At 65.1% G+C, this 13,989-nt stretch carries 11 protein-coding genes; 10 read left to right on the forward strand and 1 reads right to left on the reverse strand.

The features are described from left to right. Positions 1-13: 13 nt before the first annotated feature. Positions 14-1,534, forward strand: coding sequence for a RagB/SusD family nutrient uptake outer membrane protein (locus tag IC234_RS18285; protein ID WP_190927447.1), 1,521 nt, complete (start codon positions 14-16; stop codon positions 1,532-1,534). Between the two features lie 100 nt (positions 1,535-1,634). On the opposite strand, the gene IC234_RS18290 is transcribed toward IC234_RS18285, so the two are convergent. After that, positions 1,635-2,351: an RDD family protein gene (locus IC234_RS18290; RefSeq protein ID WP_190927449.1), complete on the reverse strand. Its 717-nt coding sequence runs from the start codon at positions 2,349-2,351 to the stop codon at positions 1,635-1,637. A gap of 128 nt (positions 2,352-2,479) precedes the next feature. On the opposite strand from IC234_RS18290, the gene IC234_RS18295 reads away from it, so the two are divergent. The 9 genes from IC234_RS18295 (at position 2,480) to IC234_RS18335 (ending at position 13,978) form a co-directional block, all read left to right on the forward strand. After that, positions 2,480-3,445: a stage II sporulation protein M gene (locus IC234_RS18295; RefSeq protein ID WP_190927472.1), complete on the forward strand. Its 966-nt coding sequence runs from the start codon at positions 2,480-2,482 to the stop codon at positions 3,443-3,445. 65 nt (positions 3,446-3,510) lie between these two features. Beyond that, positions 3,511-4,521, forward strand: a complete 1,011-nt coding sequence (locus IC234_RS18300) for a hypothetical protein (protein ID WP_190927474.1) — start codon at positions 3,511-3,513, stop codon at positions 4,519-4,521. A gap of 91 nt (positions 4,522-4,612) precedes the next feature. Next, positions 4,613-5,446 carry a DUF4129 domain-containing protein gene (locus IC234_RS18305; protein WP_223827770.1) on the forward strand — a complete coding sequence of 278 codons (834 nt, stop codon included), beginning with the start codon at positions 4,613-4,615 and terminating at the stop codon, positions 5,444-5,446. Beyond that, a complete protein-coding gene (locus IC234_RS18310; protein ID WP_190927479.1) occupies positions 5,446-6,942 on the forward strand; it encodes a DUF4350 domain-containing protein in 1,497 nt (498 codons plus the stop codon). Before IC234_RS18305 ends, IC234_RS18310 begins: the two co-directional genes overlap by 1 nt. Positions 6,943-7,100: 158 nt before the next feature. After that, the gene (locus IC234_RS18315; RefSeq protein WP_223827771.1) at positions 7,101-8,246 is read left to right on the forward strand and encodes an AAA family ATPase; all 1,146 of its coding nucleotides are present in this window, start codon (positions 7,101-7,103) and stop codon (positions 8,244-8,246) included. Positions 8,247-8,339: 93 nt separating this feature from the next. After that, positions 8,340-8,891: an NADAR family protein gene (locus IC234_RS18320; protein ID WP_190927482.1), complete on the forward strand. Its 552-nt coding sequence runs from the start codon at positions 8,340-8,342 to the stop codon at positions 8,889-8,891. After that, positions 8,888-10,237, forward strand: coding sequence for a DUF58 domain-containing protein (locus tag IC234_RS18325; RefSeq protein ID WP_190927485.1), 1,350 nt, complete (start codon positions 8,888-8,890; stop codon positions 10,235-10,237). Before IC234_RS18320 ends, IC234_RS18325 begins: the two co-directional genes overlap by 4 nt. A 176-nt stretch (positions 10,238-10,413) precedes the next feature. Further along, the gene (locus IC234_RS18330; RefSeq protein ID WP_190927487.1) at positions 10,414-12,396 is read left to right on the forward strand and encodes a beta-N-acetylhexosaminidase; all 1,983 of its coding nucleotides are present in this window, start codon (positions 10,414-10,416) and stop codon (positions 12,394-12,396) included. A gap of 94 nt (positions 12,397-12,490) precedes the next feature. Continuing rightward, a complete protein-coding gene (locus tag IC234_RS18335; protein ID WP_190927489.1) occupies positions 12,491-13,978 on the forward strand; it encodes a hypothetical protein in 1,488 nt (495 codons plus the stop codon). Positions 13,979-13,989: the final 11 nt, after the last annotated feature.

Here is a 13,989-nt window from a genome sequence, read left to right on the forward strand (position 1 = left end):
CGCTTTTATTCCGATGAAGAAATTTCTCAACACCAAAGCGGCCGCGGCCCTGTGCGCGGCCCTGCTCTCGGCGGGCGCCTTCTCGTCCTGCCAAACCGATAAGCTTAGCCCCGTTCCCGTTACTTTGTTCTCGGATAAAGTGGTATTTGATACCCCTGCCCGCGTCGAGTTGCAGGCCAACGGCTTGTACAGCTTCGTGAAAGACGGCCGTTTTCTGGGCGGACGCTACCAGATTTTTGGCGACATCCGGGCCAATGACTTCCTCAACCGCGCGTCGAACCTGGTGACCGGCACGGCCGTGTGGAACCACACGCTCACCGAAACCTCGCAGAACGACGTCATCAACACCTGGGGCGTGGGCTATGCCGCCATCAACCAAATCAACGTGTTTCTGGCTGGCCTCGACGCGAATGCGTCGAAATTCATCGCTCCCATTTTCCCGGCCGACTACGTCACCAAGGCCAACAACTACCGCGGCGAAGCCCGCCTGCTGCGCGCCTTGTGCTACTACTCGCTGCTGCAGCTGTATGCCCGGCCCTACGCCGACGGCAACGGCAGCAAGCCGGGCCTGCCCCTGCGCCTGCGCGCCGAAATCGACGACACCGGCAACGACCTGGCGCGCAGCTCGGTGGCCGACGTGTACACGCAGATTCTGGCCGACCTGGACTTTGCCGAAACCAGCCTGCCGCTGACCTACGGCACCTCGGCCACTACCCTGAACGTGACGCGGGCTCACCGCAACACGGCCATCGCCCTCAAAACGCGGGTGTACCTGAGCATGGGCCGCTACGCCGACGTGATTCGGGAAGCCAACAAGCTGGTGCCCGCCGCCGCGCCCTATGCGGCGCCCTCCGGCGTGCCCAACGCCCTCAACGCCTCGGTGGCCGCCGTGTTTACCGGCACCCAGGAAACTACGGAAAGCATTTTGTCTTTCCCTTTCACCGTGGCCGACGGACCGGGCACCCAAAACCAGCTGGCCTACTATTTCCTGCCCCCCGGCGCCGCCAACGGCGGCAACGGCGAGTACGGCCTTAATACCGCCGCGGGCAGCATTCTGGCCAGCCCGGCGTTTGCCGCCACCGATGCCCGCCGCACCAATTTCGTGCAGATTGTGGGCTCGGAGTCGTTCCTGAAAAAGTACCCCACCGGCACCAACACCAGCACGCCTTACATCGACAAGGCCCCCGTCATTCGTTACGCCGAGGTGATGCTGAACCTAGCCGAAGCCAAAGTGCGCGCCGCCAACGCTGTCGACGCGCAGGCGCTACAGTTGCTGAACGCGGTGCGCACCCGCTCGAACCCCACCGGGGCGTATGCCTCCTTTGCCACGGCCGCCGACATGCTCGACGCCCTGCTGCTGGAGCGCCGCATCGAGTTCCTGGGCGAGGGCCTGCGCAACATCGACATCATGCGCCTCAACGCCCCCATCCCGGGCAAGGGTTCGGTGTCGGCCGTCAATCCCTCCGACGTGCTCTACGTGTGGCCCATCCCCGCCTCGGAGCTGGCCACCAACAAGCTCATGACCCGCAACTAAGCCCTCATTCGGCGCTTTGCAGTCGACAAAAAAGCGGCTGGTCCCACTCGGGGCCAGCCGCTTTTGCGTTGAAGGCTAGAGCCTAATATTCCGACGGCGGCTACTGATGGGCCAGGTGGGCGTGGTCGCGCAGCACGGTTTGCAGAAAGGGAACGTCCTGCAAATCGGTTTGGATGCCGGTAATCTCCTTCACCTTGTTGGCCAGCTCATTCAGCAGCTCGTAGTTGTTGCGGGCGCTGGCTTGGTTGGCCAGCTGCCGAATCAGGGCCACGTCGTGGTCGGCGAGCAGGGCGGCCTGCGGAAACACCGGCTGGTAGCCAGCCACGCTGCTCAGGGTGGGGGCCAGCGCAGAGCTGGCCTGCGGGCGCACCTTCACCACGGTGGTGCCGGCGGCCAGGTCGCCGAGGCGCTGCCCGCGCCCGTTGGCCGCGATGGTGATGATGGCCACCAGCCCGCCCATTAAGCCGGTATCGACGATGCGCAGCAGCCAGCGCAGCAGGTAGTCGCCGAGGCTGGGCGCCGTGCCGTCGAGGCGCATCACGCGAATGTCGCGGGCTTTCTTGCCAATGCTTTGGCCATTGAAAAACACCTCGCAGGCCAGGTGGTAAAACACGTAAGGCACGCCGGCCAGCACGCCCAGCGTCACCATGGAGGCCGTGGAATTGAGCTTGCCCATTGCAAACAAAACCGCCAGCGCCGCCACCCAGGCGCCGAGGATGAGGTTGTCGAGAATGGCGGCCACGATGCGGTCGCCGAGGCTGGCGACTTCGTATTCGAGCGAAACGTTTTGGGCGGTTTGTACGCGGATGCTGGCCATGGCGGAAAGGGTTATTTGCGACGAAGAAACGGCAAAACCCGCGCCGGGCAAAACCTAGCCGCGGGCCGCCGCAAGGGCGCGGTTGGCTGCCCCTGGCTTCCTATCTTTAAGCCCTTCAATTCCGAGCCATGCGAGAAGCCGTTTTTTTGCGCCAGAACCAGGAGCGCTGGCAGCAGTACGAAAAGCAGCCGCCCGCCGGCCCCGACGAGTTGGCCGCCCGCTTCGTGGCCCTCACCGACGACTTGGCCTACGCCCAGACCTTCTACCCCGCCTCGCCCACCACGGCCTACCTCAACGGCCTGGCCGGCAAGCTGCACCAGCGCCTGTATGCCAACAAGCGCCAGAGCAGCGGCCGCTTCGCCCAGTTCTGGGCCGTGGAGCTGCCCCTGGTGGTGGCGCGGCACCACCGCACGCTGGCTTTCACGGCGCTCCTGTTCGTGGTGTTCACGGCGCTGGGCGCCCTCTCGGCGGCCCACGACGACTCGTTTGTGCGCGTGGTGATGGGCGACGCCTACGTGAACCAGACCATTGAGTACATCCGCCGGGGCGACCCCATGGCCGTGTACAAGCAGGAAGGCGAAACGCTGATGTTCCTCGGCATCACCGCCAACAACGTGTACGTGGCCCTGAGCATTTACGTGCTGGGCGCCACGCTGGGCATCGGCACGCTGGTGCAGATGTTTCGCACGGGCATCATGCTGGGCTCGTTCCAATACTTCTTCTACCACTACCACGTGCTCAAGGCGTCGGTGCTCACCATCTGGATACACGGCACTCTGGAGATTTCGGCGGTGGTGGTGGCCGGGGCCGCCGGCTTCGTGATGGCGCGGGGCCTATTGTTTCCGGGCACGTTCAGCCGCAGCGAGGCCTTCCGGCTGGCCGCGCGCGACGGCCTTAAGATGGCCATCGGGCTGGTGCCCATCTTCGTGGTGGCCGGTTTTCTGGAAGGCTTCGTGACCCGCCACACCGAGATGCCGGTGGCGGCCAGCCTCGCCATCATTGGCAGCTCGGCGGCCTTCATTGCGTGGTACTTCGTGTGGTACCCGCGCCAGCTGCGCCGCCGGCTCGAAGCCGCCGCAGCAGAGGCCCGATAGCTCGTTTTATTTCTCATCTTTCGACTTTCCTTCCTCCGAATCCGGCCTAGCCCTCCCCTGCCACCATGCCAGTTGCACAACGTTTTACCCGCGAAGCCGACTACCGGCGGGAGCGGGATTTTGGGGCCAAAGTCGGCGCCACCTTCGAGTTCGTGACGTCGCAGTTTCGGCCCTTGCTCAAGTGCCTGGCTTACTTCGTGCTGCCGGCGGCCCTGCTCGGCGGCATCGGCATGGGCCTGCTGATGGGCAATTTCCTGAGCATGGTGCCCGGCGTGGGCGGGCGCTTTCCGAGCGGCCGCACGAGCCGCGTGACCGAAAGCTTCGGCACGGCCAACGCCTTCCTAACCAGCTCCTCCATTCTTGGCGGCTGCCTGGCGGCGGCCGGCTTTCTGGCGGCGTTCCTGCTGCTGTCGAGCACGGTGTACGGCTTTGTGCGCGTGCGCATGAACACGCCGCCCGACGAGCCGGTGGCGCCTCGTGCGGTGTGGCGCTTTGTGCGGGGCCGCCTGGGCAGCGTGGTGGGGGCCTGGCTGTTGCTCTTCATCATACTGGGCCTGGGGTTCGGCATTTTGAGTGGGGCGCTGGCGCTGGCGGGGCCCGGCTTTGTGGTGCTGGTGTTTCCGGCGCTGCTGTGGGTGATGGTGTGCCTGTCGCTGTATTTCCCGGCGCTGTGGATGGAAGACGGCGGCGTGGTGGCCGCGTTTCGCCGCTCGTTCTACCTCATTCAGGGCAAATGGTGGTCGACGCTGGGCCTGTACCTGATAATCACGTTCATCACGGGCGTCATGAACTACTTGTTTATCATTCCTTTCTACGCGCTGATGGCGGCCAAGGTCCTCCTGCACTGGAAGGTCGACGACTCCAACGTGCTGAGCATTGCCGCGATGGCGATTTACGCCCTGGGCTGGATTTTTACGGCGGTGCTGCCGCTGGTGGCCATGCTGTTTCAGTACTTCAACCTGGTGGAGCGCCGCGAAGGCGTGGGCCTGCGCCAACTGCTGAATACGCTGGGCCAGGCCTCGGCGCCGCGCGTGAGCAACGCCGCTTACCGCCCCGACGAGGAAGGCGAATACTAGCCCACCCGCCGGCTTCGGGCCGCGGTGTAGCTTTGGTGGAAATCTCAAGAATAAATCAGACTGGTTGTTGACTTTGCGCGTGCTCAGATACTTGGGTAAACTTCGGCTCCACCGCGGCGGCCGCTGGAGCCGGCGCACGCTGCTGGCCCTGTGCCTGGCCGGCGGCGCGGCCAGTCCGGGCTGGGCCAAACCCGCCCCGGCGGCCGAAAAGCCCGCTGGCGAGCGGCCGAAACCCGCGGCAAATCCCCTGCCCGCCGACCGCACCACCCGCCTGCCTGCGCGCCGCTACGACGCAGCCCGCCTGCGCGAGCTGGCCAGCCAGCGCGACTTCCGCTACGTGGAGCCCGACCAAAGCACCAGCGTCTGGGACGCCTTCTGGGCCCGCATCTGGCGGTGGCTGGGCAGTATGCTGCGCACCCCCACCGGCCGCGTCACGTGGAAGTACGGCGTGTATGCGGCCATTCTGGTGGCGCTGGTGTATGCCGTGCTCAAGCTGCTGGAAGTGGACGTGACGGCCGCCTTCGGGCGCTCGGGCCGGCGCGGGCAGCTGGCCTACGACACCGGCGCCGAGAACATTCACGAAGTCGATTTCCGCACCCGCATTGCCGAGGCCGAGGCGGCCGGCAACTTCCGCCTGGCCATTCGCCTGGGCTACCTCGAGGTGCTGAAGCACCTGACGGATGGCGGCCTCATTCAGTGGCAGCCCGACAAAACCAACCACGCCTACCTGCTGGAGCTGCCCGCCGGGCCGCTGCGCGACGCTTTCCGGGCCGCCACCCGCGAGTTCGAGTACGTGTGGTACGGCGACCTGCCCCTCAACGCGGCCCTCTACCAGCAGGCCCGGGCCACCCAGCGCGCCGTGAGTACCCGGCTGGCGGGCAATTCCCGCGCCGCCGTGCCCGCCCCTAATGCCTTCGCCGACTAATGCCGCAGCTCACTACGTTTCGCTTGTATTTGCTGGGGGTGGCGCTGCTGTTCGCGGGCTACGTAACGCTGGAATACAACCGCCCCAAGCCACTGGACTGGCGCCCCACCTACGCCAATAAGGATAAAATTCCCTTCGGCACTTACGTGCTGTTCGACCAGCTGCCGCGCCTGCTGGGCACCGATTCCGTCGAAACCGTACGCCTGCCGGTGTACAGCCAGCTCACCGGCATCAAGCTCGACGATACGGCCCCTCAATACGGCGCGCGCCAGTTAGTAGAAGAGACTGTCGTCGAAACAGATAGCACCGCAGCAGAAGCCCAGGCCGCCGACTCGACAGCTGCCACCGATGCCCCCGACAGCACCGCCACGGCCGCCGCCGAAACCGATACGACGGCTACAGCCGAGGCCGACTCTACGGCCAGCTCCGACGAGGATGACGAGGATGACGAGGCAGAATACGCGGAGGATGACGAAGAAGAGGAGGCAAATGAGCCCATTCCGCTCAAAGCGGGGCAGGCCAACTACCTTTTCGTCAACCAGGAATTTGACCTGAGCCGGCTCGATGCCCGGGCCCTGCTGCAGTTTGTGGCGCGCGGCAACGACGTTTTCATCGCGGCCAAAGACTTCGGCAGCGGGCGCGGCGTGTTGCGCGACAGCCTGGGCTTTCGCACCCGGGAGCTGGCCCTCACGTCGAGCAAGGACTACAAAGGCATTTTCTCCATCGATTCGGCCGACCTGCGCTTCACCAATCCGGCGTTGGCCCGGGCCGGCATCCGGTTGCCGGGCACCAGCGTGGAACAGCATTTTGCAGTAGACTCGGGCCGCGCGGGGCGCACCCTGGCCACCGACGCCAAAGGCCGGGCCGTGTTCATCCGGCTCGACTACGGCCGGGGCCACGTGTACCTGTGCACGGCGCCCGCGGCTTTTGCCAACTACTACGTGCTGCGGCCCCGCACTGCCGCGTTTGCCGCGGCGGCGCTGGCCTACCTGCCCGCCCGCCGCACCTGGTGGGACGAGTACCAGAAGCAGGGCCCCGAGGGCGAGCAGTCGCTGCTGCGCGTGGTGTTTGCGCACGCGGCGCTGCAGTGGGCCTACTACCTCTGCCTGTTTGGCGGGCTGCTGTTTGTGCTGGTGGCCGCCCGGCGCCGGCAGCGCATCATTCCCACCCTCAAGCCCTTGCCCAACACCACGTTGCTCTTCACGCGCACGGTGGCCAGCCTCTACCGCCAGGGCAGCAACCACGCCCTGATTGCGGAGAAAAAGGTGGCGCTGTTCCTGGACTACCTGCGCACCCACTTCCAGGAAAACGCGCCGGACTTCGCCGATGCCGAATTCCGCCAACGCCTCAGCCAGAAGTCAGGCCTGAGCCAAAGCCGCGTCGATGAACTGCTGCGCCTCGTGAACTTTGCCCGTACCGCCCCCCAAATGACCGACCAACAACTGCTGCAGCTAAGCAAGGCGCTTGGTGACTTCCGACGAGAAGCGGGCCGATAAAACACGTTTTTGCGCTGTGCCGGGAAAGGGCATTTTGATGAAATTGCACTATCCCAACCCCTGCTCCCGAATCAGCTTTAAGCCAACCATTTACCCGCTGTAAGCCGCCAATTCTCACTCTCGCTTACCCGACCGCACCCTGAACCGGGCCCCAATATATGGATATCGAAAACGAAAACCCTGACGTCTCCCCTGCCACCACCGGCCCCGACTTCGCGGCGCACGTGCCCGCTACCGATGCCACACCAAGCGCCCCTCCAACCGGCAGCCCCGACGGTGCGGTAGCAGCGCTGGTGGAGGCTGAAGCGCCGGTGGAAGCGCCGGTGGCTGCCGAAGCCGCTTTTGCCCCGCGCACCGACTTTGCCCGCCTCGCGGCCCAAACCGACGCCATCCGGACGGAAATCGGCAAAATCATTGTGGGGCAGGCGGAGCTGCTGGAGCTGCTGCTCACCGCCATCCTGGCCGATGGGCACGTGCTGCTGGAAGGCGTGCCCGGCGTAGCCAAAACCCTCATGGCCAAGCTACTGGCTCGCACCTTGGAAGTGCCGTTCAGCCGCATTCAGTTCACGCCCGATTTGATGCCGTCGGACGTGCTGGGCACGTCGGTTTTCCGGCAGAACAAGGCTGATTTTGAGTTTCGGCGCGGCCCCATTTTCGCCAGCGTGGTCTTGATTGACGAAATCAACCGCGCGCCGGCCAAGACCCAGTCGGCGTTGTTTGAGGTGATGGAGGAGCGCACCGTGACCCAGGACGGCACCACCTACCCCATGACCGAGCCCTTCCTGGTGCTGGCCACCCAAAACCCCATCGAGCAGGAAGGCACCTACCGCCTGCCCGAAGCCCAGCTCGACCGTTTCCTCTTCAAGCTGCACGTGGGCTACCCCACCCTGGCCGAGGAAGTGCAGATTCTCACGGGCCACCATGCCGGCCTGGGCAGCACCAACCTGGAAGCCGTGCGGCCCATCCTCAGCGCCACGGACCTGGCCGCTCTGCGCCAGCAAGTGAGCCAGCAGCGCGTAGAAGCCAACATTCTCGAGTACATCGCCAAGCTGGTGGGCCAGACGCGGGCCCACAAATCCCTCTACCTGGGTGCTTCGCCCCGGGCCTCGCTGGCCCTGCTGAACGGCGCCAAAGCCCTGGCCGCCCTGCGCGGCCGCGACTTCGTGACGCCCGAAGACGTGCAGTTTCTGGCGCCCAGCGTGCTGCGCCACCGCATCATGCTCACGCCCGAGCGCGAGATGGAAGGCGGCACGCCGGATGACGTGGTGAAGCAGATTATGCAGCAGATTGAAGTGCCGCGGTAGAGACGCATAATTGCGTCTCTGCATTGAACGACCGAAACTGCCCAGCATTAACGACGCCGAGACGCAATTATGCGTCTCTACAGCCCTCCATTCATGCCCTACTCCACCCTTTGGCTGCTCGACCAGCTTGCGCAGGGACGCCGCGTGAAGTACCTGTTTTTCTGGGGCAACCAGCCCAGCCGCGACGGCAGCATCACCAAGTCGTGCTTCAGCCAGTGGTGGCTGGTCGATTTTGTGGTGGCCGGCATCACCTACCGCTCCACCGAACACTGGATGATGGCCGAGAAAGCCCGCCTATTTGCTGATGAAGAAGCACTGGCGCGCATTCTGGCGGCCCCCAGCCCGGCCGAGGCCAAGAAGTTGGGGCGGGAAATTCGCCATTTCGAGCCGGCTGCCTGGGAGGCGCATAAGGTCGAAATCGTCAAAACCGGCAACCTCCACAAATTCAGTCAGCACCCCGATTTGAAGCAATTCCTGCTTGCCACCAACGACCGGATTCTGGTAGAAGCCAGCCCGGTTGACACCATTTGGGGCATTGGCCTGGCGGCCGATGCGCCGGATGCCGAAGACCCCGCCCGCTGGCAGGGCCCCAACCTACTGGGATTTGCCTTGATGGACGTCCGGGACGAACTGCGAAAACCATGAACATCTTTTTGACGCCGCGCTTTTTTCTGGTAGTCGCCGCGCTGGCGGTGGGCTTTGTGGTGGCCTTTTTCCTGCCCTGGCTGCTGGGGCCGATGCAGATTGCGCTGGGCGTGTTCGGGGTGCTGGTGCTGCTCGATGCGCTGCTGCTGTTTGCGCCGGCGAAGAACAAAGTCGTGCCCGTGTTTGGGCGGCGCGTGATGGGCGACAAGCTGGCCAACGGCTCGGAAAACGACGTGCAGATTTACCTCGAAAACCGCTACCGCTTCCCCATTCAGACCGAAACGATTGACGAGATTCCGCACCAGTTTCAGCGGCGCGACGTGCTGTTTCGGGTGGCGGTGCAGCCGGGCGAAACCCAAATTATCAACTACCAGCTGCGGCCCGTGAAGCGCGGCGAGTACGGGTTCGGGGCGCTGAACATTTACGCGGCCTCGCCGCTGGGGCTGGTGCGGCGGCGCTTCCGCTACGAGCAGGGCCGCACGGTGCCGGTGTATCCGTCGTTTCTGCAGATGCGGCAGTACGAGCTGCTGGCCATCCACAACCGCCTCACCGAAGTGGGCGTGAAGCGCGTGCGGCGGGTGGGCCACAGCATGGAGTTTGAGCAAATCCGGCCCTACGTGCCCGGCGACGACCCGCGCAGCATCAACTGGCAGGCCACGGCCCGCCGCGCCGGCACCGGCGCCGACGACGCGCTGGTGGTGAACCACTTCCAGGACGAACGCGCCCAGCAGGTGTATTGCCTCATCGACAAAGGCCGCGTGATGCGCATGCCGTTTGACGGCCTGAGCCTGCTCGACTACGCCATCAACGCCACGCTGGTGGTGAGCAACATTGCCCTGCTCAAGCACGACAAAGCCGGCCTCGTCACGTTCTCGAACCGGCCCGGCGCCACGCTGGCGGCCGACCGCCGCCCCGGCCACCTGCTGAAGCTGCTCGAAATTCTGTACCGCCAGAAAACCAAGTACCTGGAAACCGATTTCGAGTTGCTCTACGCCACGGTGCGCGCCCACGTGAAGCAGCGCAGCCTGCTCATTCTGTTCACCAACTTCGAAACGCTGCACGGCATGCAGCGCCAGCTGCCCTACCTGCGGCGCCTCTCGAAAGACCACCTGCTGCTGGTGGTGTTCTTCGAGAACACGGAGCTGCGCGCCTACCTCGACGCGCCGGCCACGACGACGGAGGACGTCTACAACCAAACCATCGCCGAGAAATTTGCCCAGGAAAAGCGGCAAATTGTGCTCGAATTGCAGCGCTACGGCATTTATTCCTTGCTGACCGCGCCGAAGGATTTGACGGTAAACACCATCAACAAGTACCTGGAGTTCAAGGCCAGGGGACTGATATAGCCCCTGGGTTGGCTCAAGTTAAAGCGGGTTTGGCTTCGCGGTCCTTCAGTTGTGGACGCGTATTTGTAGGCTGCGCCGAAGACACTTGCTAACGAAACATGATGCGGAAGGCCGATATATTGACAAAAAAGGGAGCTTGGCTGCTGGCGGCGTTTATGCTGGCGGCGCAGTTGGGAATGGCGCAAGCTCCGGCGGCGCTGATGCCCCTGCCTGCCGACGTGCACTGGGGCAAAGGCCGCCTCAGCCTCAGCAAGCCGCTGAAGCTGCAGCTGGACGCCTCGCCCGACCCGGCCGTGCGACCGGCCGTGCGCCGCTTGCTCACCCGCCTGCAGGGGCCGGCCGAGCCCGCCACGGGCCCGGTGCTGCAAATCCGCTACGGCCGTGTGGGCCAGCCCGAGAAGTTCGACGAGGAACGCTACAGCCTGCGCGTGACGCCCATGGGCGTGAGCATCGACGCCCCTACCAGCCTGGGCGTGCTGCGGGCGCTGGCCACGCTGGAGCAGCTGCCCGTGCTGGAGAAAAAGCAGCGCTACCTGCCCGAAGTCGACATTCAGGACCAGCCGCGCTTTGCCTGGCGCGGGCTGCTGATTGACGCGGCCCGGCACTTCATGCCCGTGGCCGTCATCAAGCGCAACCTCGACGGCATGGCGGCCGTGAAGCTGAACGTGCTGCACTGGCACCTGACCGACGACCAGGGCTTTCGCATCGAGAGCAAAGTATTTCCGCGCCTGCACACGGTGGGCAGCACCGACGGCCTCTACTACACCCAAGCCGAGGTGCAGGAAGTGCTGGCCTATGCGGCGGCGCGCGGCATTCGGGTGGTGCCGGAGTTCGACATGCCCAGCCACACCACCAGCTGGATTGTGGCCTACCCACGCCTGAAATCCAACGACTCGACCTACGCACCCTACACCTCGTGGCGCACCACCAACGTGGCCATCGACCCCACGCGCGAAAGCACCTACACGTTCCTGGACTCGCTGTTTACGGAGATGACGGCGCTGTTTCCGGACCCGTATTTTCACGCCGGCGGCGACGAGAACGACGGGCGCAACTGGCGCCGCACGCCCCGCATTGTGGCCTACATGCAGGCCAATAACATGGTGAAAGCCGACGGCAAAACCGTGGACAAGCACCAGCTCCAAACCTATTTCAACCGCCGGGTGCTGGCCCTGCTGCAAAAGCGCGGCAAAACGATGATAGGCTGGGACGAGATTCTGGGGCCGGACCTGCCCAAGGAAACCGTCATTCAAAGCTGGCGCGGCAAAAAAGGGCTAAACGACGCGGCCAAGCTGGGCCACCCCGTGCTACTCTCCAGCGGTTATTATCTGGACTTGAATCTTAGCGCCGCCAGCTCCTACACCACTGACCCTTTGCCGCCCGACACGCCCCTCACGCCCGCCGAGCAGAAGCTGGTGCTGGGCGGCGAGGCCGCCATGTGGGCCGAGTTTGCCGATTCCACGGTGCTGGACTCGCGCATCTGGCCGCGGGCCGCGGCGGTGGCTGAGCGGCTGTGGTCGCCGCAGGCCGCTACCCAAGGCGTGGCCGAGATGTACCGCCGCCTGCCCGCCGTATCGGCCGAGCTGGAAACGCTGGGCCTGCGCCACCGCATCGTGCCCGACCGGCTGCTGAAGCAGCTGGCCGGCAGCGCCAACGTGGCCCCGCTGCGCACGCTGGCCGAAGTGCTGGAGCCCGTGAAAGAATACAAGCGCCATTTCCAGGGCTACACCTACACCACCGCCACGTTGCTCAACCGGCTGGTGGATGCCGCCCCGGCCGAGTCGGAAACGGCCCGGCGCTTCGGCGTATTGGTCGACAGCGTGGTGGCCGCCACCGGCTCGGCCGCGGGCCGCTCATCGGCCACGGCGCGGCAAGTGGCCACTCTGCGCACGCAGCTCCTCCGCTGGCAGGCCAACGACGTGCTGCTACAGCCACAATTACTGCTCAACCCCACGCTGCGCGAGTACGCCCCGCTTTCCACCAACTTGGCCGCCGTGGCCAAGCTGCTGCTGGAGCGCCTCACGCAGCTGCAAACCGGGCAGGCGGCTTCGGCTGCGTGGCAGGCTTCGGCCAAAAAGGTGCTCGACGTGGCCCAGGCGCCCGCCGGCCAGGCCGAGCTGGCCATCGTGCGCGCCGCCCGCAAGCTGGCCGGGCTGTAGAGACACAACATATTGCGTCTCTACCTCCTACTGCTATTCTATTCTTTTTTTAGCCCGGCTTACTTCTGCCCTCAGCCGCACCGCATTCACTGTTTTGAATCCCTCTTCCCCCATTTCACGCCTCCTGCTGCGACTGGGCCTGGTGCTGGCGCTGGCACCGTTCGTGGCGCTTATGGCCTTCAATCATCCTTTTTTCGATGATTACCGCACGGCTTACTGGACGCACGAGCACGGCCTGTGGGGCATGCAGCAATGGTTTTACCTGACGTGGTCGGGCCGGTTCACGTCCACGTTTTTCATGACCGTGCTCAACCCCGTCACCTACGGGTGGCTGGAAGGCGTGCGGCCGGCGGTGTTCCTTGTGTTTGGGCTGCAGTGGGCCAGCATTGCGTTTCTGCTGCGAACGATTTTCCAGACCGTGTTGCGGGCGGATTTTGCCTGGAGCACGGCGCATTGGGCCACGGCTTTGCTGCTGGCGTTGTTTTGCAACGCGACGGCTGCGCCGTTTTCGTTTCTGTACTGGTTTTGCGGGGTGGTCGTGTATCAACTCACGCTGCTGAGCTTGCTCACCTTTGCGGCGCTGGCCTTGCGGGCGGGCTGGGGGCCGGCGGCTTCGCAGTGGCGATGCGCCGGCTGGGCCTGTGCACCGCTGGTGCTGGCCGTGGCGGGCAACGAGTTGACCATGCTGCAGGCGGTGCCCGTGCTGGCGCTGCTGGGCTACGCCCTGCCCCGGGCCGCGCGCCCCAAGTGGTGGCTGTGGCTGGCCGTGGCCGGCGCCACGGCCGCCGCCGCCGTGCTGGCGCCTGGCAATTGGCTGCGCGTGGCCGCCACCGCCCCGCCCACCGACCCGCTGCACGCCTACCGCTGGCTGGTGCTGGGGCCCCGCACGGCCTATTCCATGGCATTGTTCCTGATTCAGCCGCTCAATGCGCTGAGCCTGGTGGCGGCCGCCGCCGCCGGGTTGTGGCTGGGATTTGGCTCAGCCACTAGCGCCACGACCCGGCTGGTGGCCGGCTGGCCCCGACGCCACTGGTGGGCACTGCTGCTGGCCTTTGGAGCGCTTCACACGGTTGGCTTTCTGCTGTTTCGGTACGTGCTGGTGGGGCCGCCGCTGCACCGCGCGCGCAACGAAATCCTGCTGCTGATGCTGGTGACGGTGCTGGCGCTGGCGTGGCTGGTCGCGCAGCTCCCGGCCGTGGCGCAGCTTGCGCCGCGCTTTCGCCGCTTTGCGCCCGCGCTGGTGGCGTTGGCAGGGCTGTTCGTGGTGGGCAACGTGCCCGTGGCCTGGCGCGAGCTGGTCACCGCCGCCGCGCCTTTCGATGCCCAGATGCGGGCCCGTTATGCCTTGCTGCGCGCAGGAGCCGGCCGCGGGCAGCACACCGTGACCTTGCCGCCGCTCCGCCTGCCCACGGCCCGCCTCCTGATGCCGCTGCGGCAGTTCACCCCACCGCGCAATCTTGAATTTGACATCGACCTGACTCCCGGCTGCGACGGCAACATCAACGACGTGACGGAGCGCTACTTCCACGTCCCGAACGTGTGCTGCGACCCGCAGGCGCCAGATATCGTGGCCCAGCATTAGCCGAGCGGCGG

This window comes from Hymenobacter armeniacus, assembly GCF_014699055.1.
Taxonomy (GTDB): Bacteria; Bacteroidota; Bacteroidia; order Cytophagales; family Hymenobacteraceae; genus Hymenobacter; species Hymenobacter armeniacus.

Excerpts from the sequence above, each read along its gene's own strand:
- IC234_RS18295 (WP_190927472.1), top strand. The coding sequence starts at position 2,480 with ATGCGAGAAGCCGTTTTTTTGCGCCAGAACCAGGAGCGCTGGCAGCAG.
- IC234_RS18290 (WP_190927449.1), bottom strand. The coding sequence starts at position 2,351 with ATGGCCAGCATCCGCGTACAAACCGCCCAAAACGTTTCGCTCGAATAC.
- IC234_RS18310 (WP_190927479.1), top strand. The coding sequence starts at position 5,446 with ATGCCGCAGCTCACTACGTTTCGCTTGTATTTGCTGGGGGTGGCGCTG.
- IC234_RS18320 (WP_190927482.1), top strand. The coding sequence starts at position 8,340 with ATGCCCTACTCCACCCTTTGGCTGCTCGACCAGCTTGCGCAGGGACGC.
- IC234_RS18325 (WP_190927485.1), top strand. The coding sequence starts at position 8,888 with ATGAACATCTTTTTGACGCCGCGCTTTTTTCTGGTAGTCGCCGCGCTG.
- IC234_RS18330 (WP_190927487.1), top strand. The coding sequence starts at position 10,414 with ATGGCGCAAGCTCCGGCGGCGCTGATGCCCCTGCCTGCCGACGTGCAC.
- IC234_RS18285 (WP_190927447.1), top strand. The coding sequence starts at position 14 with ATGAAGAAATTTCTCAACACCAAAGCGGCCGCGGCCCTGTGCGCGGCC.
- IC234_RS18300 (WP_190927474.1), top strand. The coding sequence starts at position 3,511 with ATGCCAGTTGCACAACGTTTTACCCGCGAAGCCGACTACCGGCGGGAG.
- IC234_RS18315 (WP_223827771.1), top strand. The coding sequence starts at position 7,101 with ATGGATATCGAAAACGAAAACCCTGACGTCTCCCCTGCCACCACCGGC.